The 25898-nt window shown below is 35.3% G+C and carries 28 protein-coding genes; 13 read left to right on the top strand and 15 right to left on the bottom strand.

Features of this window, described 5'->3' with window-relative positions; all coding sequences use genetic code 11:
• The first annotated feature begins 224 nt into the window (after window positions 1–224).
• Window positions 225–551 carry a YuzD family protein gene (locus tag LMOATCC19117_RS12260; protein ID WP_003725588.1) on the top strand — a complete coding sequence of 109 codons (327 nt, stop codon included), beginning with the start codon at window positions 225–227 and terminating at the stop codon, window positions 549–551.
• A 21-nt stretch (window positions 552–572) separates the two neighbouring features.
• A complete protein-coding gene (locus LMOATCC19117_RS12255) occupies window positions 573–806 on the top strand; it encodes a YuzB family protein (RefSeq protein WP_003725587.1) in 234 nt (77 codons plus the stop codon).
• 45 nt (window positions 807–851) lie between these two features.
• Here LMOATCC19117_RS12255 and LMOATCC19117_RS12250 read toward each other — a convergent pair whose 3' ends face one another.
• Window positions 852–1481: an SDR family oxidoreductase gene (locus LMOATCC19117_RS12250; protein WP_003725586.1), complete on the bottom strand. Its 630-nt coding sequence runs from the start codon at window positions 1479–1481 to the stop codon at window positions 852–854.
• Between the two features lie 87 nt (window positions 1482–1568).
• Window positions 1569–2564, bottom strand: coding sequence for an NAD(P)/FAD-dependent oxidoreductase (locus LMOATCC19117_RS12245; RefSeq protein WP_003725585.1), 996 nt, complete (start codon window positions 2562–2564; stop codon window positions 1569–1571).
• Window positions 2565–3013: 449 nt separating this feature from the next.
• On the opposite strand from LMOATCC19117_RS12245, the gene LMOATCC19117_RS12240 reads away from it, so the two are divergent.
• The 3 genes from LMOATCC19117_RS12240 (at window position 3014) to LMOATCC19117_RS12230 (ending at window position 5895) form a co-directional block, all read left to right on the top strand.
• On the top strand, window positions 3014–4225 hold the full coding sequence (locus LMOATCC19117_RS12240; RefSeq protein ID WP_003725584.1) for an NAD(P)/FAD-dependent oxidoreductase: 1212 nt from the start codon (window positions 3014–3016) through the stop codon (window positions 4223–4225).
• A gap of 84 nt (window positions 4226–4309) precedes the next feature.
• Window positions 4310–5128, top strand: coding sequence for a YwqG family protein (locus LMOATCC19117_RS12235; RefSeq protein WP_003734933.1), 819 nt, complete (start codon window positions 4310–4312; stop codon window positions 5126–5128).
• Between the two features lie 137 nt (window positions 5129–5265).
• Window positions 5266–5895: a Crp/Fnr family transcriptional regulator gene (locus LMOATCC19117_RS12230; protein WP_003734932.1), complete on the top strand. Its 630-nt coding sequence runs from the start codon at window positions 5266–5268 to the stop codon at window positions 5893–5895.
• 57 nt (window positions 5896–5952) lie between these two features.
• On the opposite strand, the gene LMOATCC19117_RS12225 is transcribed toward LMOATCC19117_RS12230, so the two are convergent.
• The 3 genes from LMOATCC19117_RS12225 to LMOATCC19117_RS12215 all read right to left on the bottom strand — a co-directional run bounded on the left by LMOATCC19117_RS12225 (window position 5953) and on the right by LMOATCC19117_RS12215 (window position 9273).
• The gene (locus LMOATCC19117_RS12225; protein WP_003735019.1) at window positions 5953–7350 is read right to left on the bottom strand and encodes an IS1182 family transposase; all 1398 of its coding nucleotides are present in this window, start codon (window positions 7348–7350) and stop codon (window positions 5953–5955) included.
• Between the two features lie 117 nt (window positions 7351–7467).
• Window positions 7468–8688, bottom strand: coding sequence for a chloride channel protein (locus LMOATCC19117_RS12220; protein WP_003731682.1), 1221 nt, complete (start codon window positions 8686–8688; stop codon window positions 7468–7470).
• Window positions 8689–8799: 111 nt separating this feature from the next.
• Window positions 8800–9273, bottom strand: coding sequence for a divergent PAP2 family protein (locus LMOATCC19117_RS12215; protein ID WP_003722412.1), 474 nt, complete (start codon window positions 9271–9273; stop codon window positions 8800–8802).
• Window positions 9274–9400: 127 nt separating this feature from the next.
• Between LMOATCC19117_RS12215 and menI the strand changes: the two genes are divergently transcribed.
• Complete coding sequence (gene menI / locus LMOATCC19117_RS12210) at window positions 9401–9772, top strand: 1,4-dihydroxy-2-naphthoyl-CoA hydrolase MenI (protein WP_003728407.1); 372 nt, start codon at window positions 9401–9403, stop codon at window positions 9770–9772.
• A gap of 44 nt (window positions 9773–9816) precedes the next feature.
• On the opposite strand, the gene mnhG is transcribed toward menI, so the two are convergent.
• From mnhG to LMOATCC19117_RS12170, 8 genes are all read right to left on the bottom strand, one after another.
• Window positions 9817–10410, bottom strand: coding sequence for a monovalent cation/H(+) antiporter subunit G (gene mnhG / locus LMOATCC19117_RS12205; RefSeq protein ID WP_003731683.1), 594 nt, complete (start codon window positions 10408–10410; stop codon window positions 9817–9819).
• Window positions 10394–10681 (bottom strand): Na(+)/H(+) antiporter subunit F1, encoded by a 288-nt coding sequence (locus LMOATCC19117_RS12200; protein WP_003722409.1) that lies wholly within the window; start codon window positions 10679–10681, stop codon window positions 10394–10396. The genes mnhG and LMOATCC19117_RS12200 overlap by 17 nt, the downstream gene beginning before the upstream one ends.
• Window positions 10678–11157 carry a Na+/H+ antiporter subunit E gene (locus tag LMOATCC19117_RS12195; protein ID WP_003722408.1) on the bottom strand — a complete coding sequence of 160 codons (480 nt, stop codon included), beginning with the start codon at window positions 11155–11157 and terminating at the stop codon, window positions 10678–10680. The genes LMOATCC19117_RS12200 and LMOATCC19117_RS12195 overlap by 4 nt, the downstream gene beginning before the upstream one ends.
• 6 nt (window positions 11158–11163) lie before the next feature.
• Window positions 11164–12648, bottom strand: coding sequence for a Na+/H+ antiporter subunit D (locus LMOATCC19117_RS12190; protein WP_012681431.1), 1485 nt, complete (start codon window positions 12646–12648; stop codon window positions 11164–11166).
• A complete protein-coding gene (locus LMOATCC19117_RS12185; RefSeq protein WP_003722406.1) occupies window positions 12641–12988 on the bottom strand; it encodes a Na(+)/H(+) antiporter subunit C in 348 nt (115 codons plus the stop codon). The genes LMOATCC19117_RS12190 and LMOATCC19117_RS12185 overlap by 8 nt, the downstream gene beginning before the upstream one ends.
• On the bottom strand, window positions 12988–13413 hold the full coding sequence (locus tag LMOATCC19117_RS12180) for a Na(+)/H(+) antiporter subunit B (protein WP_003769105.1): 426 nt from the start codon (window positions 13411–13413) through the stop codon (window positions 12988–12990). Before LMOATCC19117_RS12180 ends, LMOATCC19117_RS12185 begins: the two co-directional genes overlap by 1 nt.
• Window positions 13397–15805 (bottom strand): Na+/H+ antiporter subunit A, encoded by a 2409-nt coding sequence (locus tag LMOATCC19117_RS12175; protein WP_003734844.1) that lies wholly within the window; start codon window positions 15803–15805, stop codon window positions 13397–13399. Before LMOATCC19117_RS12175 ends, LMOATCC19117_RS12180 begins: the two co-directional genes overlap by 17 nt.
• Before the next feature lie 343 nt (window positions 15806–16148).
• On the bottom strand, window positions 16149–17360 hold the full coding sequence (locus LMOATCC19117_RS12170; RefSeq protein WP_003728411.1) for a lmo2377 family MFS transporter: 1212 nt from the start codon (window positions 17358–17360) through the stop codon (window positions 16149–16151).
• 231 nt (window positions 17361–17591) lie between these two features.
• Between LMOATCC19117_RS12170 and LMOATCC19117_RS12165 the strand changes: the two genes are divergently transcribed.
• Entirely contained in the window at window positions 17592–18176 is a 585-nt protein-coding gene (locus LMOATCC19117_RS12165; protein ID WP_003726864.1) for a peptidylprolyl isomerase, read from the top strand.
• A gap of 40 nt (window positions 18177–18216) precedes the next feature.
• On the opposite strand, the gene LMOATCC19117_RS12160 is transcribed toward LMOATCC19117_RS12165, so the two are convergent.
• Together LMOATCC19117_RS12160 and LMOATCC19117_RS12155 are read right to left on the bottom strand one after the other, a co-directional pair.
• Window positions 18217–18990, bottom strand: a complete 774-nt coding sequence (locus LMOATCC19117_RS12160) for an ABC transporter substrate-binding protein (RefSeq protein ID WP_014929116.1) — start codon at window positions 18988–18990, stop codon at window positions 18217–18219.
• A complete protein-coding gene (locus LMOATCC19117_RS12155; protein ID WP_014929115.1) occupies window positions 18930–19841 on the bottom strand; it encodes an ABC transporter substrate-binding protein in 912 nt (303 codons plus the stop codon). Before LMOATCC19117_RS12155 ends, LMOATCC19117_RS12160 begins: the two co-directional genes overlap by 61 nt.
• 259 nt (window positions 19842–20100) lie before the next feature.
• On the opposite strand from LMOATCC19117_RS12155, the gene LMOATCC19117_RS12150 reads away from it, so the two are divergent.
• The 6 genes from LMOATCC19117_RS12150 to LMOATCC19117_RS12125 are packed head-to-tail and all read left to right on the top strand — an operon-like array spanning window position 20101 to window position 25897.
• Window positions 20101–21183 (top strand): U32 family peptidase, encoded by a 1083-nt coding sequence (locus tag LMOATCC19117_RS12150; protein WP_014929114.1) that lies wholly within the window; start codon window positions 20101–20103, stop codon window positions 21181–21183.
• A gap of 17 nt (window positions 21184–21200) precedes the next feature.
• Window positions 21201–21491: a chorismate mutase gene (locus LMOATCC19117_RS12145; RefSeq protein WP_003734841.1), complete on the top strand. Its 291-nt coding sequence runs from the start codon at window positions 21201–21203 to the stop codon at window positions 21489–21491.
• Window positions 21488–22735, top strand: coding sequence for an ATP-grasp domain-containing protein (locus tag LMOATCC19117_RS12140; protein ID WP_003734840.1), 1248 nt, complete (start codon window positions 21488–21490; stop codon window positions 22733–22735). Before LMOATCC19117_RS12145 ends, LMOATCC19117_RS12140 begins: the two co-directional genes overlap by 4 nt.
• On the top strand, window positions 22728–23954 hold the full coding sequence (locus LMOATCC19117_RS12135; protein WP_003734839.1) for an ATP-grasp domain-containing protein: 1227 nt from the start codon (window positions 22728–22730) through the stop codon (window positions 23952–23954). The genes LMOATCC19117_RS12140 and LMOATCC19117_RS12135 overlap by 8 nt, the downstream gene beginning before the upstream one ends.
• Window positions 23941–25350: an anthranilate synthase component I family protein gene (locus LMOATCC19117_RS12130; RefSeq protein WP_003734838.1), complete on the top strand. Its 1410-nt coding sequence runs from the start codon at window positions 23941–23943 to the stop codon at window positions 25348–25350. Before LMOATCC19117_RS12135 ends, LMOATCC19117_RS12130 begins: the two co-directional genes overlap by 14 nt.
• Entirely contained in the window at window positions 25325–25897 is a 573-nt protein-coding gene (locus LMOATCC19117_RS12125; protein ID WP_003734837.1) for an anthranilate synthase component II, read from the top strand. Before LMOATCC19117_RS12130 ends, LMOATCC19117_RS12125 begins: the two co-directional genes overlap by 26 nt.
• The last annotated feature ends 1 nt before the right edge of the window (window position 25898 follow it).

Below are 25898 nucleotides of genomic sequence, written 5' to 3'. Positions count from 1 at the left end.
ATGTTGACCGTGAAATCACGGGTACAACCTAGAGATAATTTATCATATTAATACACTACTGCTTTAAAGATTAGCAATGTATTGGAAATATTATAATATATCTGTAAATTCGTGTCAATTCATATCTTTATAAAAATTCATAAAATTTAATAGTTATGCTTCGTGAAACAGCTTAGTCGCTTTTTTTGGTGGGTTTTTGTACAATAATAGTGAGGTGAAGCGTGATGGTAAATGAAGCGAAATTATATGTTTATGGTTCAACGACTATTTGTGCGAGTTGTGTCGGAGCGCCATCCTCGAAGGAAACAGAGGAATGGCTTCGAGCTGCAATTGGTCGGAAGTTTTCAGGGCAGCCGTTTGTGGTGGAGTATGTGGATATTTTTAATCCGCCGAATGAGAAGGCTTTAGCGGATATGGCGAATAAAATTGTCGAGGAAGATTATATGTACCCAGTCATTGTGGTTGATGGTGAAATTATCGCGGAAGGCAATCCTCGGTTGAAAGATATTTATCAAGTAATGACCGACCGTGGTTACTTGGCAACGATGTAACAGTCTAGGAGGCAAGTGGAAATGAATCCGATTGTGGAATTTTGCGTGAATAATTTGGCGAGCGGGGCAGATGCAGCTTTTGCGAAATTAGATGCGGATGATAGTTTAGACGTGATTGAATATGATTGTCTGACATATTGTGATTTATGCGCGACGAGTTTGTTTGCTTTAGTGGACGGGGAAGTGGTCCGCGGAGAAACAGCAGAAGAATTGGTTGCGAATATATATACATTTTTGGAAGAGAATCCGTTTTAATATAGAAAAAAGCGATGAGCGCGTAATTTGGCTCATCGCTTTTTATTAATCAAAAAAATGTTTAATGGGTGTGTCGCCACTTTCGATGGTATAGGTTTTATAGAAACTAGATTTTTCGGATAAAGCTTCACTAATAAAATCTGCAACATCAGCGCGCGGGATAGTCGTTGTAGGTTTTTCGGAAACTTCAGCGATTTTGCCAGTAGCTGGATCATCTGAAAGGCCAACTGGGCGGACGATGGTGTAGTCGAGACCGCTTCTTTTTAGTTCTTCATCGGCTGCTTGTTTGGCTTTTAAATAATGGATGAGGGATTCGGGACCGTTTTCTGGATTGTCGGCGCCATAAGAGCTAACAATGATGAACCGACGTACACCTTTTTCTTTAGCAGTTTCGATGGCTTTGATGGCGCCGTTTTGGTCAATGTTGATAGTTTCGGAAGCGGGCGTATGACCACCGGATCCTGCTGTGAAAATAACAGCTTCAATTTCATCATAGGCATAGTGGAAATCTTTTTTTAAATCGGCGATAATCGGCTTAGCGCCAAGTTTTTCAAGTTCGCTTACTTGTTCGGCTTTTCGAACCATTGCTCGAACGAAAAAGCCTTTTTCCATGGCGAGTTTTTCTACTAAAAGACGGCCGATTTTGCCATTTGCGCCAATTACGAGTACATTCATTGCTAATCTCCTCCTAAAAAATATCTACAAAGAACTTTTCCCGGTGAGTAAAAAATAAAACCACAAGTCGCCTCGTGGTTTCGGTTGTTATTCGAACAAAGATGTGGAGTGCATTGGTTGCACGCGTGTTTTTGGATCAATGAAATTCATCGCGTTATTAACGGCTGTTGGAGCTTCACCGAATCCGGTCGCGATTAGTTTTACTTTACCGTCATACGTGCAAATATCACCTGCACAATAAATTCCTGGGATACTCGTTTCCATTTTTGAATTAACGACAATCGAATTGCGTTCTAGCTCTAGGCCCCAATTTTTAATTGGACCAAGCGAAGAAACGAAACCATAGTTAATGATGAAATCGTCAATCTCCAGTGTTTCCCTTGTATCACCTTTGACTTCTTGCAAAGTAATATGCGTTAATTTATCGCCGTTACCGAGTACTTCAGTTGGGATAAATGGTGTTTTGATGGCAATGGAAGATTTTTCTAAATTGTTCACGCTATGTTCGTGCGCACGAAAAGCATTGCGACGATGAACGATCGCGACAGAACTGGCTACTTTTTCAAGCATGAGTGCCCAGTCCACTGCGGAATCCCCACCGCCACAAACGGCAACGCGACGACCTGAAAAGCGACTTAAATCATTGATGAAATAATGAATGTTTTTCCCTTCGTATTGCTCTGCTTCTGGAAGATCCAAACGTCTTGGTTCAAATGCGCCATTTCCAGCGGTAATAATAACAGCTTTACTGTAATGTGTATCTTTCTTCGTGATGATTTCAAATGTGCCATCAACTTGTTTTTCTACGCTTTGAACCGCTTCCTCTAGCGCAATAGTTGGATCAAATGGTTTCATTTGTTGAATCAAATTATTAACAAGTTCCTGTGCGCGTACAGCAGGATAGCCCGGAATATCATAAATATATTTCTCGGGATAAAGCGTGGAAAGTTGTCCACCTAATTGCGGTAAACTTTCTATTATTTTCACACTCGCATTGCGCATTCCGGCATAAAACGCAGCAAATAGCCCAACCGGTCCACCACCAATGATCGTGATATCATAAATTTTTGTTTTTTCATCCAAAATACATCACCCCCTAGTTCGTAATTTCCCTATGAAATCGCTAAAGTTGCAATAAGCATATTTTAGCATATATTGTTGAAAAAGAATGTTTACGGGATTGTCTCCATTAAAATATGGAAAAAATGAACTAGACCAATTATGTATCAAATAAAAGATTTTTGCGAAAACCAAGTCATCTCAAAGCTTTATTGTGAAAAAAATCGTATACCACTCGAACCATGCTACAAAGAAGCTTAAACCCTTGAGTTCGCTTTCTTGAAAATGAATGTGAAAAAGTCTATGATATAGTTTGTAAGCTGTGAAATAGGGAATATATTGGTACTTACCATTTTCACTTTATTCATTGTTTGCAGTAGATTTTTAGCGCAATCTACATAGGTGCAGTAAGAAATTCTTAATGCAATTTTTTTTGTGAAGAAAAATATAAGGGAAAGTAGATGTGATAACAGATGAGTAAACCAAAAATTGTCATTCTCGGAGCAGGATACGGGGGACTAAAAACTTTACGCAAGTTACAACAAAGAAACTTGGAAGCCGAAATCGTTCTAGTGAATAAGAATGACTATCACCACGAAACGACTTGGTTACACGAGGCAGCAGCTGGAACAATTGAGCCAGAAAAACTAATGTATCCACTTGATAAAGTCGTAAACAATACGAAAACTACATTTATCCAAGATACTGTAGTAAAAATTAATAAAGACGAAAAGACAGTCACACTAGATGCAAATGGCGATATCAGCTATGACTATTTATTAATTGCTCTTGGGTCAGAAGCAGAAACATTTGGAATCAGTGGTTTGAAAGAATATGCCTTCACTATTACAAGTGTAGAATCCGTCAAAAAAATCCGTGCGCACATTGAAGCGCAATTTGCTAAATGGAAAACAGATCCACGCGATGAATTATTAACAATTATCGTTGGTGGCGCTGGCTTTACTGGAATTGAGTTTCTTGGGGAATTAACTAATCGCATTCCAGAACTAGTGAAAGAGTACGATGTGCCTCGCGAAAAAGTGCGCATTTATTGTATGGAAGCAGCTCCAAAAGTATTACCACAATTTGATGCGAAACTGGTTGATTATGGTGTTGGTGTACTGGAAGATCGCGGCGTAGAATTCCATGTCGGTAAACCAGTCAAAGAAGCTACCGCTGATGGCGTAAAATATGCGGAAAGTGAAAATGAAGTTCGTGAAATCAAAGCAGCAACCATTATTTGGGCTGCAGGTGTTCGTGGCAATAGCGTAATTGAAGCATCTGGCTTTGAAGCTGGTCGTGGTCGTGTGAAAGTAAACAACAATTTAACTGTTCCTGGTAACGAGGAAATTTTAATTGTTGGTGACTGCTCACTAATCATCAACCCAGCAAACGACCGTCCATTCCCACCAACTGCCCAAATCGCAATGCAACAAGCCGATGTGGCTGCAGTGAACTTAGCTAAATTAGTTAAAGGCGAAACAGATCTACAAGACTTTGTTTATCATGAAAAAGGAACAGTTTGCTCTCTAGGCGATAACGATGCAATTGGTGTCGTTTTCGGTAAAAACTTGAAAGGCTATCCAGCTTCCGTTATGAAAAAAGTCATTGATGACCGCGCGCTATTACTAATTGGTGGTTCAGGCGTCTTGGCAAGTAAAGGTAAATTCAAATTCTATAAATAAAAACTCAAGAAGCGCTGTATCTGCTTTTGTCAGATATGGCGCTTTTTTCATGTTATAATTAGAAAAAAAGAAAGAAGGTAAGTCATGGAACAACTTTTTGATATACTTCCTAGTGAATGGGCCGAACGATTTTTAGAAACAGAGAAAGAGCGTATAGAACTGCATTTTAAGGATGTTGGTAAGCTTTCATTGTTGCAAAGTAAAGCTGGTGGGCGTGGTTACTTGCCGAGAGAGCATGGCTATCCAGTGACCGAAGAAGGTAAACCGCTGTCTTTATTAACACAAATTAATTTTTCAGAAATGCCACAAATGGAAAATTATCCGGAATTTGGCTTACTCGCTTTTTATGTGGATTATCAAGATGATTTGTACGGACTTAATTTTGAAAATCCAACGAGCCAAGAAGGTTTTCGAGTGTTTTTCTTTGATGACTTGGGAAGTGAGAGCTTAACTGCTGAAGAACAAGATGCATTTTTTGAAGATGTAGCAAAGTCGGACTTTTACCCCGTTGTTAATGGTGAGTTTAAAATAGCTGGGCAAGTTTCAGATCAGATTCTATTACAAGATAGCTTTGATTTTGAAAATGAATTTGGAAGTAATTTTTATGAGCTGGCTGACCAAATTTTCGCGGAGGATGAAGATAAATCTGAAGCATTATATCAACTGGGTAAAGAATGTAGTCAAATTGGCGGATATCCTTTTTTTACACAAGAAGATCCGCGTATGTATACAGAAAACCCGCATCATGACACGCTTTTGTTTCAATTAGCATCTGAGGATTTTGATGAGAGTAGAATGGCAATTATGTGGGGCGACTGCGGTGTTGCGAACTTCTTCATCAATAAACAAGATTTAATCAATCGTGATTTTTCTAACATTATGTATAACTGGGATTGCTCATAAAGAAGTACTATTTTTTGAATATAGATATATCCACTGTAATAAAATCTATATAAAGATACCAAAATAGTGTGTAATTTCCACATAGGTCTTAACTCTAATCCTGCTAAACTAAGTAAAACTAGTAGGAGGAGATACATTTGTTTAATGAAAAAGTAAAAGAAATGATCCGAGAATTGGATAAATATAAATTACAAGATAAATGGGTTCGCTTTGAAAAACTTTCTAAAAACAAGAAAATTGATAGTGAAACTTTTCAAGATGAATTTATTATTATAACAAATGGAATTCTTCATGTGGAAAATAAAAAATTCCAGATACTTCATTTTTTTTCTAATGGAGATATAATTAACCAACAAGTTGCCAAAATTAGCGGAGAAAATGAATTAAGATTAGTTTGTGATACAGATGTTTCCTTAATTTTTATTGATAGGGAATATTTCTTAAACTATGCTACCAATAAGCCTTCTTATATGGAGTGGCTTTTAGAAGAAACATTAATAAACAATAAGAACCTTTATAATGAGTTAATTAAGTATGACTTGTCCGCAGAAGAAAGAATAGTCTATGCCCTCCAGTACCTATGTGACAAATTAGAAATTGAAAGTGAAAATGGCTACCAACAAATACCTAAATATATTAATAAGATAAAAATGGCGAAATACGGCAAAATATCTCGCAAACAACTAAACGAAAAAATAATACTTCTCCTCGATAAGGAAGTATTAAAAGAAAAAAAAGGAAGATTCTATATAAAAAAATCAGCATAAAAAAACTAAGGATTTCTCCTTAGTTTCAGACTGTAGAAAAACGGTCCTTCTCAAGCTTTAATATTTGAGAAGGACCGTTTTTTTCTGTTTAAAGTCAAAAAAATAAAAAGGCACCGCCTTTTTCCATAGCCAATTAGCCATTTTTTTCAGGTTCATGGCTGCAAAAGTAAGCATCGCTTGGAGGGTTACTTTTGCAAGTCCGCGATAAGTAGTCCATCTCATACCATGCTTTTCTTTGGCATCCGCAAAACATCTTTCGATGGTTTCTTTCCTGCGTCTATACCATTTTTTATGCTGTTCTGTGTAGCGCAGTTCCTCCGAAACTTCTAAGTAAGGCTCCCAAAGATGTCGTAAAATCATTTTTTCTTTTTGTTTATTTTGCGTGCAATCCTTTAAGAGAGCGCAACTACTACAGTGAAGTGAATTAGATTTATAAAGACGATAACCATCTCTTGTAGTACGAACATAGGATAACAATGCCTCATTTGGACAAAGATAACTGTCTAAATAATGGTCATAGAGAAACGCTCGTTTCGAAAATAAGCCTTCTTTTCCTTTTGGTCGAGTATACGGAAGCACCGCTTCTATTCCTTGACTCCAAAGGTATTTAGCGATAATGGGTGTTTTATATCCAGCATCTGCAACGACCACCAAAGGGGTAGAAAGGGTGTTTTTTAATTTTTCAATAAGTGGAATCAATTGTTGGCTATCATGAATATTACCTGGAGTGACAATGGAACCTAGAATAAAACCATTGGTATCACAAGCCGTATGGAAAGAATAAGCAAATTGTTTTTCCCGTTCTCCTTTGACATAGTAGCCGCTTTCGGGATCCGTATCACTTATTTTGCTTTCTTTCTCCTCCTGACTTTCTTTCCTGGCGAATGGCTTTTTTCCTTCGGCAACTCGGCTGACATTAATTTCATCTTCTAGTACTTCTTGATAAACGCGTGTTTCTTTTCGAATCAATTTTTTATGAAATTTGTGTTTATTCGCATTGGCTTTCACATGGGTAGAGTCCACAAACGCAACGTCAGGGTCCACTAAACCAGCCTCCATGGCTTGTTTTAAAATGCGATAAAAAATGTGTTCGAACACCTCTGTTTCTGCAAAACGTCGCACGTAATTTTTACCAAAAGTAGAGAAGTGAGGGATTTTTTGATTGAAATCATATCCTAAAAACCAGCGGTAAGCCATGTTCGTTTCTACTTCTTTTATAGTTTGGCGCATGGAACGGATGCCAAAAAGATATTGGATGAGTACTAGCTTTATAAGAACTACCGGGTCTACACTAGGTCTTCCTGTATGAGAATAAGTATGTTCTACTAATGGGTAGATAAAATCAAAATTAATCACCTTATCTATTTTTCTTACTAAATGGTCCTCTGGGACCAAATCATCTAAAGAGATGGCTATTAATTGATTTCGCGCCTGTTGTTGATGTTTAGAAAGCATTTTAATCACCTCGTTGTTTTATGTAAGCCTTAACATTATTATAAAACAAAAAAGACTGTAGATAAAATGATTTCTCACTTTGTCTACAGTCTGAAACTAAGGATTTCTCCTTAGTTTTTATGCTGTTTTTTTGAAGTTAACTAACCAATTTCTATTCACTATAAATGCAGTTAATAAAATAAATGGAAAGAATTGAAGTGGGAATATAAATAATAAAATAGAGGCAGTTAGAACCGGTTTTCCTATGATTTTTGTACAACTTGCAGTAACAAAAATAGTGATTAAGAAACCAGTCGATCCATCCATCCAAAATGTTGCTATGTACCCCATAATCGTACTAGTAAAAATCGCCGGGAAAATTGCACCGCCATTCCAGCCAGTTGCTAAACAAATAGCGACCAAAACAGGTTTTAACAAGGCGATAATAAGTAAAAAGGGAATCGAATAATTTTGGACAGTTGTTGTCAATTCAATCAGCTGATGCTCACCAGAAAATAACATGAAGGAAGAAATTATCCCAAATAAACCAATGCTCAAACCGCCAATAACCGCCGCGACCATTTTATTTTTAATGACAGAAGCTGCCTTCGCGATATAGACTTGCAATTGCTGGAAATAAACACTAAAGAGCCATCCAAGAATAATCATAGGAATAAAAAGTAAAATAAACCACCAAGACCAACCCATGTCAGGTAGCCGAATCGCAAAAATACTCGCTGGCATTTTTAAAAAGGATTTCAGCCAAAGGAAAGATCCGAGCGCGCTAAAAGAAATAAGAAGCGATAACACTAATTTAGAGTTTTTGGGAATTTTCTTCGCTTGACTACTTTCATCAATTTCCTCGGCTAGTCCGCTAAACGGAGCGTGGAAAATACTGGAAATAATCGCGCCAACACTCAAACTAACAAGTTCTTCTTTATGCGCCATAGATAGTTTTAGATGATCAATAATCCAAGTCGTGGCACCACCAACAATACCAATCAAAGCAGCTTCCGGACCAACGCTCGCCCCAAATGTTAAAATAATCCAAGCGCTAAGTATCGTAGGAAACAGAACTTTGCGATATTCCATCCGTCCTGTTTTCTTCGCCTCAGCAACATTGTCATGCATCGACCGCGGATAGTCACCAAATTTCAGCTGAACCATTCCTACAAAAAAACTCCCAATCAAACCGATTAGTAGAGGATAATACCATGAAAAATCAAACTGATTAGGAAGATAATCCCATAAAAAAGTCGTGGCAAAATGAACCATTGCTAAAAATAAAGCGGCAATTATTCCCACTATGATTCCGAGGATAAAAGTATAAATGCCAAAAATAAGTGTTACCTTTTTCACTGAAACTCGCCCCTTTTGTAAAATCTGTTGATATCATGATTTTCCCTCTAACATAAAGCTGTAAACTAACGACAAACAAAAAAAGTTGACTACAAGGAGTCAACTTTTCATTTACATAAACATTTCTAAAATGAATCCAATCGCAATCCCGGTAAGTGCTCCGAAGAAAACTTCCATCGGTTTATGGCCAAGTAATTCTTTTAAATGCTTCGTTTTTTCTTCTTGTTCAGGTGCCGCGAGCCCTTTTGCATGTTCCACGAAGTCTTGGAAATCCGTTACTAATTTGTTTAAAACAACTGCTTGTTCACCGGCTTGTCTTCTAACGCCAGTCGCATCGAACATCACGATAATACCAAATACAACAGCAATCGCGAAATAAGGTGAATCGAGCCCGTATTCAATTGCGAGTGTTGTCATTAGCGCAGTAACCGCAGCCGAGTGAGAGCTAGGCATACCACCAGTGGAAAACATTAGTCCGAGGTTAAACTTTCGGTATACTAAAATATGAATCGGAACTTTGACCACTTGGGCAAACACAATCGCAATAATAGATGCAATTAATGGTGTATTCGTAAATATCGACATCAAATCTCTCCTGTCAAAAAGTCTATTCTTATTTTACCACAATGAGCTTATTAAAAACCTTTTCTAGAGTTTTTCTACCAACTCTTATATAATAAAGTATAAATCAAATTCGGAAAGAAGGGAACATATGGGACTTCAAGAAACTATTGGCATTGAAATTGTTTCAGTAGAAAAAGGAAAAGCCGTTGTTCAATTAGAAGTGACAGAAAAAGTCCATCAACCGTTTGGCTATTTGCATGGAGGGGTTTCTGTTGTTTTAGCGGAACATGCAGCAAGTATTGGTGCTGCTAAATCAATCGAACCCGATGAAATCGTCTTTGGTTTAGAAATTAATGCCAATCACTTGGCATCAAAACAAGAAGGATTAGTAACAGCGACTGCAGAAGCAATCCATATTGGTAAAAGTACCCAAGTTTGGGAAATAAAGATTACTGATGAAACCGAGAAGTTACTTTGTATCAGTAGATGTACCATTGCAGTTAAAAAGAAACGAAAATAAAAAGCATGGCAGAGGTCAATTGATGAACTCGCGCCATGCTTTTTTTATTTCTCTGTTTTATCATCGTCTGATTCAGTTTCACTTTCATCTTGCTCGATGATTTCATGCTCGGAATCATCCGACTGTTCTTCAATCGTTTGTTCCTCGCGTTCCCGTTCTTGTTCTTCTTGATCTTCACGCTCATCGATTTTTTCTTCGCGTCGTTCCCATTCCATTCGTTCTTCCAATTCTTCCCGTTCTTGTCGTGCTTTTTCAATTTGTTCTTGACGGATAATAAGATTTTTCTTTTTCTTAATATCGTCTTTTTTCACCGAACGCAATTGGTCACGAATTCGAATAGCTAGCGGAACACCGGTATCATAAGCAGCCCGGTTAATAAGGTGAGAAGCCACTGGTGTAGTTAAGAAAATAAACAATACGGCCAGAAGTACTCGAGCATTAAAACCTTCGCCTGAGTGGAAAAAGTAACCAACCGTTGCAAACAGAAGTAAGCTAACGCCAAATGTATTACTAATCCCGGCAGCATGCGTTCTAGTGTACACGTCAGGCAATCTGATAACCCCGATTGCGGCAAGAATACTAAGCAAACCGCCAATTAAAATCATAATAGAAATAATAATCTCAATTATCACGTTCACGATCAATCACCTTCCCTTTCTCAATAAATTTGGCAAAGGAAACCGTTCCGATAAATGCAAGAAGCGCAATAAGTAAAATAACATCCAAAAAGGCATGCGTATCATAAAACATCGAAAGTAGCGCTACAATGGCCACTAAGTTCATTCCAATAGAATCCAGCGCCACCACTTTGTCAGAAGTAGTTGGTCCTTTTAAAATACGGTAAAGATATAAGAAAGTTGAAATCGAATAGAGAAGTAAACCAATGGATAAAGCGATTTGAATAATCATCCGTGGAACACCTCCATAATCGCGCCTTCATAAGACTTACGAATTGTTGCAATTTCTTCTTCAATATTAGGGACGTGAAGCGAGTGTACATAGATTGCTTTATAATCATCCGAAATATCAATCGAAAGTGTCCCGGGCGTTAACGTAATCAGTAGTGCGAGCATCGTCACTTCCCAGTCTGTCTCAAGCGTCGTATCATATCTGAAAATCCCCGGTCGAATGTTCATGTCTTTCTTTAAAACAATCCGACTTACATGAACTGTAGAAACAATTAAATCATGCAAAAAGCGGAAAACCAGTTTGACAAGGGCGAATAACCGGAAAAGGTAAAATCTTGATCCAAGGAAACGTCGCATAAAGAATAGCAAGAAAATCCCGATGATAAAGCCAATGATAAATGTTGCAAAACTAAATGATGACTCAAGAAACATCCACAAACAAGCAAGTATTATATTAAGAATAAGTTGAAAAGCCATCTTTTATCACTCCTTTATCACCGCATGGATATAAACAGAAGGGTCAACAAGAGGGTCAACCGCCTGTTCAATAAACGGATAAATTGCATTACTAAACACACCATAACCAATCGAAATCGCAAGTAGAATAACTACTGGCACAAGCATTTTTTTATACGGAATTTGTAAATTGAATACGCCTTTTTTCTCGCCCCAGAAGCCTTTTGTAAAGACTTTGATTAAAGACATAAGGACGAATAAGCTGGATAATAAGATGATGATTCCGCCAACTATTTGACCAGCAGAGAAAGCACCTTCCACAATCAATAATTTTCCAATGAAGCCGCTAAGAGGTGGAATTCCTGCAAGGCCAAGAGTAGCAATGAAGAAAATCCAACCGAGCGAAGGCTTCACGCTCATCAACCCACTGAATTTTTTTACACTAGAATAACCAGTAATCGCCATCACAATCCCGACAATAAGGAACAGCGCGGCTTTAATAATCATATCGTGAATCAAGTAAAAGACAGCACCAGTCATTGATTCGCGTGTCATAATCGAAACGCTAAACAGAATAACACCAATCGCAATCATAATATTATAAATCACAATCGTTTTCATATCATAGTAACTAATTGCCCCAATAACCCCAAGAACAATCGTCACAATCGCGAGAATTCCAAGTAGCGGAACAACAAAATCTGTTAACGAACTGAAAAATAGTGTGTATGTCCGGATAATTGCATAAACCCCAACTTTTGTCAGAAGTCCACCGAACAAAGCAAGCACCGGAATTGGTGGAGCAAAGTAAGATCCTGGTAGCCAGAAGTAAAGCGGGAATAGTCCGGCTTTTAGTCCGAATACAAACAAGAACAGAACCGCGACAACGCTAATCATTCCTGTATTTGCACCATTTAAGTCCGTGATTTTTTGCGAAATATCTGCCATGTTGAGCGTTCCAATCATCGAATAAAGTAGCGCAATTGCTACAACGAAAAATCCGGAACCAACCACATTAATCAACAAGTATTTAATCGTCGCTTTGAGCTGAACTTGAGTCCCACCAATGACAAGTAGTACATAAGACGCCATCAACATAACTTCAAAGAATACGAACATATTAAAAATATCGCCAGTTAAAAACGAACCATTAACCCCAACAATCATAAAGAGAATCGCTGGATAATAAAGAAATTTCTCTCGTGGTTTCCCAATCGTATAAAAAGAATAAAGAATCACGCAGAATAAAACAATACTCGTCGTTGCCGTAAGCAAGACAGCAAGCATATCGCCAACCATCGTAATCCCAAAAGGAGCCGCCCAGTTACCAATATTCACAGTTGTAATCCCGTTTTCTCGAATATAAAATACAAGTCCAAGTGTCGCTACAACCAAAATACCACTAAAAATAAGGGCGAATACCCGTTGAATGATTACTTTTTTCGGAAGCAACATTAACGTAATTGCTCCAAGGAAAGGTATCAAAATCGGCATTAAAATTATATTATTCATCATCGGCTTCATGTCCTCTCGTCTTGGATACACTCTCGCTATCAAGCTCCTGATAAGCTCTATAAGCAAGAACAAGGAAAAAGGCAGTTACACCAAAGCTTATAACAATCGCAGTCAAAATAAGTGCTTGTGGAAGGGGATCATTATACGTTCCTGCTCCCGGTGTACCAAGAATTGGCACGCGACCTTTTTTCAGTCCACCCATCGTAAGTACAAGCAAATTGACACCGTGGCTTAGGACAGCCGTTCCAATAATAATCCGTAGCAAACTTTTAGAGAGAATTAAGTAGACAGCAGCTGCAAAAATCAAGCCGATTAATATAGACATTAATAGTTCCATCAGTCACTCTCCCCAATCGTTTGAATTATCGTAAGTGTTACACCGACAACAACTAAGTAAACCCCAAGGTCAAACAAAGTCGCCGTGTGTAACGCAGTATCTCCTAAAATGGGCAAATCAACATGACCAAATTTATGCGTTAAGAAAGGATCTCCTGTAAAAATCCCAATCATTCCAGTACCAAGGGCAAATACAAGTCCAACCCCAGTAAGCATAATCGTATTGATATTAAGCATACTAGCCACCGTTTTTGTATCATAAGCAAGTAGCGTTAATGTAATTGCGCCAGCCGTTGTAAGCCCGGCCACAAACCCGCCACCAGGATTATAATGTCCTGCAAAGAATAAATGGAGTGAGAATAAGAAAATAATGAAAGCAACTACTTTCGTTACATTTCTCAGTAGAACATCATTCGTTTTCATCATTCTCACCTCGTTTCGTCAGTCGTAATTTAATCATCGCGTAAATACCAATCGCCGCAATCGAAAGCACAGCTGTCTCAAACATCGTATCAAAACCACGGAAGTCAACTAAGATAACATTTACAATATTTCGTCCCGCCGCTTCCACATAAGCATTGTCCACATAGTACTTCGAAATCGAATCATAAAATGTTGTATTATACGCTGAAAGAGAGACAAGGGTGATAATTACACCAACCCCGATACTCAAAAATGTCTTCATTGATAACCATTTCGGCTTTTCCTCAATATTACTAAACTGAGGAAGATGATAAAACACAAGTAGATAAAGCACAACGGAAATAGTTTCAATAATAAGCTGTGTTAAAGCAAGGTCTGGTGCTCTAGAGATAACAAAGAAAATACTAATCGTGTATCCCATTGCTCCAAGTAAAATAATCGAAGTAATCCGCGATTTGGAAAAGACAATCCCAACCAACGTCACTAAAATCACTGCCGCTAAAACAAAATCAACAACTGTCACTTTCGTCATACTTGAGAAATTGAAATCAAGTGCTTGTGTGAAAATCATGACCGAAGCCATCATTAAAATAAAAGCCGATAACATGTAATTCAAGTAAGTCCGAAGCCAACCAGTCATAATAAACATTGTCATACGATACGAGCCTTGTTCTAAATAATACATCCCATTATCATACGTTTTCCCAATTCGAAGTGCTTTTGGAACCTTAGTCGTAATCCAAGGTTTCCAGTATTTATGTGTAAGAAACAAGACAATCCCCACTGCAACAACACCGAACGTCATTAACAGAGCAGGCGTAAAGCCGTGCCACAAACTAATATGAATCGAGAAATCCGTAGAAAGCCCAGGAACAATTGCTCTTACAGCAGGCTCCAAAATCGGCTCCGCAATTAAATTAGGGAAGAGACCAATACCAACCACGAAAATCGATAAAATAATCGGTGGTAAAAGTAGTCCGAATGGCGCTTCATGCGGTTTTTTCGGAAGTAAGTACGGTTTCACTTTTCCAGTAAATGTTTTAAAGAAAATAATCATACTATAAACAAACGTAAACACACTAGCAACCCAAGCTACAACAGGGAGCAGAACGCCCCAAGTACTTGCATCAAACAATTGCAATTGCGTAATATTTACCATGCTTTCAAAAAACATCTCTTTACTTAGAAATCCATTAAACGGTGGAATACCGGCCATTGCGAAAGTTCCGATAAACGCAATCGTCGCCGTAATCGGCATAATTCGCATTAAGCCACCAAGTCGCCTAATATCCCGCGTCCCTGTTTCATGATCGACAATCCCAACCATCATAAACAAACTACCTTTAAATGTCGCGTGATTAAATAGATGGAATACAGCTGCGACAATCGCCATCACATAAATATCATCACTAAGCGTGTCAAAGTGAAGGGAGGCAGCACCGACACCAAGAAGCGCCATAATGAGACCAAGCTGACTTATCGTCGAATAAGCCAAAATTGCTTTTAAATCATTTTTCTTCGTGGCATTAAGTGAACCCCAGAAAAGGGTCGTAATCCCAACGAGTGATACCGTCCAAAACCATACACCCGAACTTGCAAATAGTGGCGTGAACCGAGCGACAATATAAATCCCAGCTTTTACCATCGTAGCAGAGTGGAGGTAGGCACTGACCGGAGTAGGAGCTTCCATCGCATCTGGCAACCAAATATGGAATGGAACTTGCGCAGATTTCGTAAATGCCCCGAGCAAGATAAGAATCATCGCAGGAATGAATAAACTATTATTACTAATTACATCCGCGTTACTAATAATCTCCCGAATGGAAAAAGAATCGCTCATAATATGAAGCAAAATAAATCCGCCAAGCATCATCAGTCCGCCGAAGACTGTAATCATCATCGATTTACGAGCCCCGTACCGTGAACGCTCACGATGATACCAATACCCAATCAATAAGAACGAACTAATGGAAGTAAGCTCCCAGAAAAGATACAACACAATCAAGTTATCACTCAAGACAACCCCGAGCATTGCCGTCATAAAAATAAATAAAAATGTATAGAAATTGCTAAGTCGTTCTTTCTTTTTCCCTAAATAATAAATAGAGTAAAAGGTAACGAGTGAACCAATCCCCGTAATAAGTAGCGCAAACAGCAAACTAAGCCCATCTACTACTACCGTAAAATTAATCCCAAGTCGCGGAATCCAAGGCATTGAAACAATCGTTGCCCCGTCCATCGTTTTTGGGATAAATGTTAAGAAGTAAATAAACAAAATCACTGGAATTGGAAGTACTAACCAGCCAGTATGAACTTGTTTGGTCCACCGGTAAAAAAGTGGAATTAGCAGTGCCACAATAAATGGCAGAACAATTGCTAGATGAAGAAATGACAAAATCGGCTCCTCCTCGAAGAATTTTTATACGGAAACTCATCCTGGAAATGTGAAAATAAAAACAGGAAATCATTATTTTTTAAGCAAGTACTTACATTTAATGAAACATAGTTATAACTAAAATTTTAGAAAACCGTGCTAACTCATCAAATTTCAACAACCTTACTATTCACGAAGTACCTAAATAAACGCCGTACTTTTTATATTTTTTATTATAACATACTTTTTTATCTGAAAAAAAGGCAGGAAACTTAACTTTATAAATCAATTTACCGAAATTTAAAAAACAATTTAATAGGAAGAACAAAAAAAAAACCTAAGAAAAAACTTAGGTTTGTCAAATTCAATCCACGTTCACATGCCGTTTCCGGTCGGAATGAAGGGCATAAAGCAAAATGAAAAATGCCACGAGGAACATAAAACTCATAAATAAGAACACACTCGGAATTCCAGTGAAACCAGCGAGCGTCCCACCGAGGATTGGTCCGATAACATTTCCTAAAAAGCGAGCACTTTGATTATAGCCAAGCATTTCGCCTTGCATAACACCAGGCGCCGCAAGCCGAATATAAGCTGTCGTACATGGCACCATACCACCAATCGCAATCCCGAATAAAAAGCGGAAGAAGATGAACACCCAAAGATTCGTCGCGAATGCCTGTGGAATAACAAAAACAGCCGCCATAATCAACAAGATATTCAGTATTTTCTCATACCCATATTTGTCTCCAAGCTGTCCCCATTTTCGCGTCATCACCAAGTTCCCGAATCCCGTCGCAGAAAACGCCAGCCCAGACAAGAAAGCAATATTGTCTGATTGCGTCATATCTCCTACATAAAGCGCAAGCAACGGTTGAACACTAAAGTTCGCAATTTGGATAAGTGCTGTAATAACCATCACCGTGAATAGAACTCGTAGCGTAAAAATTTGTTTTAAAACTGCACGACGAGAATAAACGACTTTGGCAGCTTCTTTTTGTTCTTCTGTACGAATTTCCTTGACACCAAAAGCGACAATTAAAGCCGCAACCATCATCGCAATTCCGGTAATTGTAAAGGTATCTTTAAAGCCAAATAAATCCGCCATCGCGCCGCCAATCAAGGGACCAAACAGCATCCCAGTCACGCCTCCGAGTTGCAAAGTACCGAGAATTTTTCCAGCTTCATTACGAGGAGTTTGCCGTGCAATAAAGGCATTACTAACGCCAATAAAGCCAGTCACAACCCCCATGAAAATTCGTAAAATCAGTAAGTAAGTGACAGAATGCGCAAATCCCATCAGAAAAATACAAATCGATAAACCAACTGAAGTCAGAATCAAAATCCCTTTATAACCGTGCTTATCACCAATACGTCCCCAAATCGGCGAAAAGATAAAGGCAATTAAAAATGTTACGCCAAAAATATAACCGGCCCACCTTTGCACGTAAGCATTGCTATAATCACCAAATGTTTCAATGTAAAGAGATAAAAAAGGCATAATCATTGTCATACTGGCTGACATCAACAGGTTTGCCAGCATTAAGATGTACAAATTCCGTGTTCGAGTTGTCATAAAAGAATCATCTCTATTCGTATTATTGTTAAAACTGTCCTTTTCATTATAGAATAAAAGATAGCGAATGAAAAATAAAGTGAAGGATGTGCATTTTTGGTTAAAAAAATTGTCATTTGGGTTTCAGCTGTTATACTAGTACTGTATCTGATTGCTGTCGTTGTTAATTTGCTTATTATTTGGCTACGTTAGTAAACAATAAATTTAAACAAAAGAAGGAGTTTTTACAATATGACTTACCCACAATTATCAAAAGAAGTGGCACCTAACGAAATTGAAGCAGAAATGATTACAAACCGAGGAACTATCCGCATCAAATTGTTCCCTGAAATTGCACCAAAAACAGTAGAAAACTTTGTTACACATTCCAAAAACGGCTACTATGATGGCCTTATTTTCCACCGTGTTATTCCTGAATTCATGATCCAAGGTGGCGACCCAGACGGCCGTGGTACTGGTGGCGAAAGTATTTGGGGCGAATCTTTTGAAGATGAATTCTCTACAGAAGCTTTCAATTTACGCGGAGCTTTATCCATGGCAAACGCTGGTCCAAACACAAACGGCAGTCAATTCTTCATCGTTCAAAAACCAGATATGCCTGCTGACATGCTTGGTCAAATGGAACAAGCTGGCTTCCCAGTAGAAATTATCGAAGCTTACAAACAAGGCGGAACACCATGGTTAGACGGCCGCCACACAGTTTTCGGTCACGTAATCGAAGGCATGGACGTAGTAGACGAAATCGCCAACCTACCAACTGGCATGCAAGACAAACCAGTGAATGATGTTGTGATTGAGAAGATTAATATTAAATAATGAATGAAGAGCACTTTCTATGAAAGTGCTCTTTTTTTATTCACCACCACAATTTATCTAAAGCGATATTACCATTACTATCAAATTCCACCCCATTGATGAAGCTATGGATATCATAGTATTTTAATGGATGATATAAATAAATAAGTATATTTTCTTGATTAATGTAATCTTCAATTTGATTTATTAAGATAGCTTTTTGTTCGAAAGAAACAGAAGTTCTATATTTATCAGTGAGTGAATTTATAGTGTTTTTTTGTGTTTTATTGATAAATTTTTGAAATAACAAATTTTTGTTTAATAAAAAATCGAGATAGCCTAATTCAATATCAGTTACAGGAATATCTGTTGCTAAGACTATATCAGAATCAAGTATAATTTTCTCTGTGAAAAAATCATCATTGAATGAATATGTTTTTATTTCTAATTTGATTTTAAAAGAAGCAGCTTGTTTTTTTAACCATGAGGCTTCACGTATGAATCTAGGATGATCATAAACTGCTAATTGAATTGTTCTATCTGAGTCATCTGGGAAATTGAAAGTATCAACCCAATCATTTTTGGAAGCTTGTTCTTTAGTTTTAGAATTCTTATAAAAATAACTGTAGGCCTTAGGTGTTTTATTATCATATAATTCAGACACAAAATGCAATGAATTAAAGGCGGCTTTTAAATAATTTATTATAAAAGGTTCAACTGGATTTGCTTTATTTTTATTGAAAATTAAATAAGATACTCCAGATCTTGTTACTCCTATGGGGTTAATAGCATTAGTGTTAGTAGTGATATTTTTTTCTGTGGGACAATTAGCCATTTTTTGAAATTAGAATTCATTAACCAGAATTCTACCCCATCTATAAGAGGGAGTTCTTTAAAATATTTTGAAAAACTTTTTAGGCATACGTAATTACTTTTACTTTCGATAAGCTTAAACTGCCCACAGCCGATAAAGCTTTTACTGTTTGAAAGAACAGGTCTAATTACAAGTGAATAATGTGTTACTAATTTTAAAAAGGCTGGCTCAGGTGTTTTGAATTCAAAATGTACAGAAAATTCAGAGGTGCAATACATATTTTTTAAATTACACAGTAACCATTTTCCAGTACTGCTTTTTATAGCTTCTTCAAATGTAAAGAGAATATCATTACCGTTTAATCTTTTTTCGTTATGGAATAAAATATTTTTTCTAATGTTGAAGTTCCATGTTGTGAATTTTTCATTGTGAGACCAATCAATTGCAACTGAAGGGGTAAATATATCTTCTTCTTCATTATAGTTAACTAGTGTATTGCTTATTTGTTTGATTAAGGAAGCCTCGAAATGCAAGGAAACAGTTGTTGGGTCTAGTACAGTGATTTTTCTATTAATTATAAATCTAAGAATATTATCTTCATTTTTACTACCATCATTAAAAAGGGTGTGTATCTTTTCTAAAAATGGAGAGAACCAATCTTGAGGTATTGATAATTGAGATAGTTGGAGTGCAAACTTAATATCATTATTTTCAATGCAATTAGTTAATACATTATATACTTCAGAATGAAAATTATTCCTGAAAATTATTGTCGATAAATTACCTCGCCCTTTTCCTGGAATATACTCTAATAAGTTTCTTTCTTCATATTTTTTAAGTTTTTTTTTACATTTTGTTTGGAATAGTACCATGTTTCAGCAAGACTTCCTATACTGAAATGAACGATGTTGTCTATTTCGTGCTCATGGAGTATAGATCTTAATTCAAAATAATTCAGATCTTTCAAATTGTTCACTTCCTAACTAATAAAAGGGGTACCTTTTTCTATCATTATACACTTTTTTTAAATTCTAATAAATAAGATAATTTAGTGGAGATAAAAAATTTCATTTATTGAACGAAGTTGCTTAATTCAATACAAGATTTCTTAAAATGACAAGGAGGGAAAAAATGAAAATATCAGTAGCAACTAATTTTGACGGTAAATTAATCGAAGGTATTAAAGGAACTAATGTAACTAATTTGTTTGGAAAATTAACAAATGATTTTGTAGGAGGAGGCTTAGAAACTACTAATTTAAACTTTATAGATCAAAAAAAAGTTGCAGAGCATGTAAAGCAAGCACATGAAAATAACTTAACGTTTAATTATACCTTTAATAATCCATTTTTGAGTAATGAAGAATTTACTCAACGTGGGAAAAATGAACTGAAGGAGCTTCTTAATTGGTTATATGAAATAGAGGTGGATTCTTTAACTGTATCAATTCCTATTTTATTACAATACGTGAAGAAAAATTATCCAAAAATGGAAGTAAAGATTTCTTCTAGTGTTTGTGTTAACTCTGTTAGTAAAATCAGAAGTTGGGAAGAAATGGGAGCAGATTGCATAGTATTAGATCCAATGACAGTTAATAGAAATTTTAGTCTTCTAAAAGATTTAAGAAATTCAACTAATATTGATTTAGAACTGATTGTTAATAATAATTGCCTTTATGAATGTCCTATGCTACCTTATCATCAAGCTTTTCTAGGACAATCTTCACGCGTGAAAGGAAATAAAATCAATGAGGATTATTGTTATTTAGGGTGTTCAAAAAAGAGAGTATTAGACCCAGTAAATTATTTAATTTCAGATATTATTAGACCGGAGGATGTTCAAAACTACGAGGAATTGGGGTATAACAATATAAAAATAATTGATCGTGCAACTCCTACAGAATTATTAGTGAAGCGTTGTAAAGCATATACAGATAGAAAATATAATGGGAATTTGTTAGATTTAATACAACATTTTGGTTATCATGATGTTTCGGATCCTTACCAATATTTAGATAGTGTTTTTATTGATAATTCCAAATTAACTAAACATTTAACTAAATTTCTAACAGGTGAATGTAATAAACTTGAATGTGGTGAAAAATGTAAACATTGTTATTCTTTTGCGAAGAGGGCCATTTCTATTGATGAAGCGTTTAGGGAAAGACATTTATCCAATATAGATTATCAAGCAAAAAAAATAGAAAAGCTATAATTAGGAGGCGTTTTTATTTGGAAACGATTAAAGAATACAGAAAACTTATCAATGAAATTGATTTTAAGTTAATTAGAAATATCAAAGCACGCAATTTGATTGTACAATCAATAGGCAAAATAAAATCAGATAAAAAAATTAATATTATGCAAGAAGATAGAATATCTGAATTAATGAATGAAAGAAAAGAAATTGCTAGAAAAATGCAAATAGATCAAGAATTTATTGAGGATATTTTTAAACTAATAGTTTCACAGTCATGTAGGCTAGAAGAAGACATATTTAAAGCGGAGGTGAATAATAAATGAAAAGAATCTTGATTATTGGAAATTATATTTTTGGTAGAAAATATATGGAGCATTCAAAAAGATTAGGTTATGAAGTTATTCTTGCAGCGACAACAGCTGAAGAGGAATTGAGTATTACTGAAAAATCCAATATAGATTATTATATTCAAATTGATTACTTTCGAGAAGAATATAGTCTTGCAAAAATAACAGAATTTTATAGAAAGATCCCATTTGATGGCGTGTTAGCTGGCCATGTGTTTCTACCTTCTCTCGTAAATTTAGTTTCTAAAAGATTAAACTTACCCTTTTTTGGAACTGAAGCTATAAAAAATACTACATCAAAAGAAAAGACTAGAGAGATAATGAAGGAGATGGAAATGTTTGAAGCAAACTATTTTAAATTTTCTTCAAAAGATGAAATCATAAAACATAAGGATAATTTGGACTATCCATGTATAGTGAAACCTCTAAATGGATTTGGAAGCATAAATGTAGAAAGAGTAAATTCATTAGATGACTTGTTAGTATCATTTAAAAAACATACGAGTAATCTTAATTATAGCATACTAGGACCAGTTTTTTCTGAGCAAATATTAGTTGAACCCTATATTGAAGGAAAGGAATTTTCAGTAGAAAGTATTGTCGAAGAAGGAAACGTAAATTCAATAATGATTACTGAAAAGATATTCAATGAAAAATTTGAAAATGTTGAAAATGGTCATATTATGCCAGCAATAAGCTTGAGTAATATAGAAGAAAAAGAAATTATTTCATACGTAAATAAAATTCATAAAATTTTTGATATAAATACAGGGATTACACATACTGAAATAAAAGTGAACAATGATGGAATTCATTTAATTGAATTGAATCCGAGAGTTGGTGGAGGGTTTATTGCCGAAATGCTTAGTAAAGTCTTGAATGTAGACTTTTATAAAATAATAATTGAAAATTGTATAGGCGAAAAATATAATCAAGTATTTAAAGGAAATGGTTATGGATATATTCGATTTATTCATGCACCTAAGAAAGGAATATTTTTGGGGTTTAAAAATATAGAAAATTTAATTAACGATAAAAATTTTTTAGATATGGAATATAAAATTGAACCCAATAGTCTGGTGGAAAAACTTGATGATAACCGAGGAAGATTGGCGTTGTTTGCTTATTTTAATTCTGATAATTTCGAATCAGTAGAAAGGTCCGTTTTGTTGTTACAAAGAAATGCTAAAATTATGATGAAGGATGATACGCATGCATGAGGAATTTTGTGTTTGTCTTGGGCGGAGAGAAGAAGTTCTTATAGCTATTAAACAAAGAGGCTTAAAAACAATTGTATTCGTAGACAAACAAATGCCTACTCCAAATTTAAATTTATGTGACTATTTTTTTCATTTGGATAATTTAGCTGATACAGAAAAAATAGTTATGATTTTAGCTGGTTTTGATAAAAGTAAGATTAAAGCAATTATATCTCCAGGAGAAAAAGGAGTTCGTACTGCTGCTGAACTGAGAGCTAAATTGTCAATTGTTGGAATTGGTCCGGATGAAATTGAAAAGTTTCGTGATAAAGCAATAATGAAAGATATTTTACTAGAAAAAAAGTTTAGGGTACCTAACTATATTGATGTTAAAAAAAGTGAAACAGGCTACCAATTTCTAGAAAAATTTGTAGAAGTCATAGCCAAACCTAAACAAGGTATGGGCTCTGTCGGAGTTAAGAGAATAAAGACAGAAAAAGATTGGTTAGAATATTACGAAAAATTCAACCGAGAAAAAGAGCAGTATCACTTTTCAAAAGGGATTTTATTAGAAGAATCTATACAAGGAGAAGAGTATCATATTGATGCAATTATTCAGGATGGGGAAATTAAATTTGCGCATGCCAGTATGTATTCAATGCCTTTAATTGATTTCCGTAAGTATAATTTTGTTGGAACTATTGCTTTAGATGCAAATACTGTTCTTTTTAAAGAACTAATTGAGTATAATAGTGAAATTCTCAAAGCTTTAGAAGTGAAAAATGGTGTTACACATTTGGAATGTTTTAAAAACGATAGAGAAATATGTTTTTGTGAGATTGCTATTAGACCTGCCGGAAGTGCAGTTCCAGAAAATTTGAAGATTCAAACTAATATTGATATCATTGATAGTTTTGTTGCTGTAGAAATTGGAGAAAAATTTATTCCAGATATAAAAATGCTCAATGGAGTCACGGGTTCTTTACAGATACCTATTTATAGCAATGGAATAGTAACTTCACTTTTAAGTGAAAAAGAAATAGATATGAAAGATATAATAAAAATTAATTACTTAGTAGATATTGGCCAAAGGATAGAAACACCTATTGCAGCACATGAGAGAATGGGAGATATTTTTGTTCACGCTGATAATTTAGATGACATGATAAGAAAATTCAAAAACATTCACCTTAATTTTGATACTTACGTAAAAGTGGAGGAAAATTATGAAGATAAATAGCACTCGTTTTAAATATCAAAACAGCGATGTATTTAATTTAGTAAGAAGTTTAGATAAAAAAAATAAAAATATTTTTTTCTTGGATAATTCTAGCTCAATTGGAAAAGAAGAGAAAAGTTATATTGGATGGAATGTCATTGATTCACTTGAGTTATTCTTAGGAGAGAAAAAAGCAGAAAAAATAATTGAAGAAATTGATACATTTATTGATAAGTGGTCTTCTATTATAAACGAAGATGAGGAAGTAGATTTAATGCCAAATCTATATATTTATTTAAGTTATGATTTTGGTGAAAGTATTATGGGAATTACAAATAATAAAGAGAAACAGGATTCTTTCTTCGATGTTGCTATATATGTTTGTAAAGATAATTTAATTTATGATTGTCATACTGAAAATTATGTATATATAAATATTAATGATTTTGTCATGAGTAAGGATGATTTGATTTTGAGATTTAAACGAGAAATCAAACTTAAAGATACTCAAGTATGCAAAAATATACTTGAAACAGATTATACAAATAAAATAAAAAGTAATTTCAAATACAATCATTATATTGAAAAAATTAAGGAAATCAAAAATTATATTTATGAAGGACATATTTATCAAGTTAATATGAGTCAGAAATTCACATGGACAAATAATGAACAACCAATAGAAATATATAGTAAAATTAGAAAATCAAATCCGGCGCCTTATTCAGCATATTTTAAAAATAATAGCTTGGCAATTTTATCAACAAGTCCGGAATGCTTTTTAAAAAAGAGGAAAAATAAATTGAAAACTGAACCAATAAAAGGTACCCGCCCACGAGGTATTAATAAAATAGAAGAACAAAAAAATTACGAAAGTCTTCTGAATTCAGAAAAAGAACGATCAGAAAATACGATGATTGTTGATTTACTTAGAAATGATATTGGCAAAATTGCGAAACCAGGAACTGTTCATGTAGAAGACTTAATGTTTATTGAAAAATATGCATCAGTATTACAGTTAGTTTCTAAAATTTCGGCTGAAGTAAATGAGGAAATTACTTTTGGCAAAATAATATATGAAACTTTTCCTGGGGGCTCAATAACGGGTTGTCCGAAAAAGAGAGCAATGGAAGTAATTGTAGAAAGTGAAACTGTAAAAAGATCATTGTATACAGGAGCATTAGGTAGAGTTTCTTTTGGAAGTATGGATTTTGATTTAAATATATTGATAAGAACAATCTTTCTTGATAAAAACAATGCTAGTTTATCACTTGGTGGTGGAATAGTCTTTGATTCAGTAGAAACAAAAGAGTACCAAGAAACGCTTGATAAGGGGGAGGCTATACTCGCTGGATTGAGTAACAGGTCTACTATATTTAAGGAGAAAAGATATGATTCTAATAATAGATCACAATGATTCATTCACATATAATTTGATGCAATATGTACTTGAATTGACTTCCAAAGTTAAAGTAATAAATTATGACAAACTTTCGATTAGTGATGTTAAAACAGAAAATATTAGTAAGATAATACTCTCACCAGGACCAAAAGCTCCAAAGGATTATGAAAAAACAAAAAAAGTTATAGAATATTTCAAAGGTGAAATTCCTATTTTAGGAGTTTGTTTAGGTCATCAAATAATTGCTGAATTTTTTGGCGGAGAAATAAAGCATGCACCTTATATTTGTCATGGCAAAGCAACACAAATAGTGCATGATAACAGTGGGATATTTGAAGATATACAGTCGAAAACGAATGTTGCTAGATATCATTCCTTGATTATTAGTGAGAATAATTTCCCAGGAAAAGAATTAAAAATAACTTCTCGGACAATTGATGGTTTAATAATGGGAGTTAGGCATTGTATCTATAATATTGAAGGGGTTCAGTTTCATCCAGAGTCCATTCTAACTGAACAAGGATTTAAAATGATTCAAAATTTTGTTTTAAGTGAAAGGTAGT

The sequence above is a fragment of the Listeria monocytogenes ATCC 19117 genome (genome assembly GCF_000307025.1).
Classification (GTDB): domain Bacteria; phylum Bacillota; class Bacilli; order Lactobacillales; family Listeriaceae; genus Listeria; species Listeria monocytogenes_B.
Note: the sequence above shows the minus strand (reverse complement) of the source record. Positions and strands in the feature narration are given on the sequence as shown.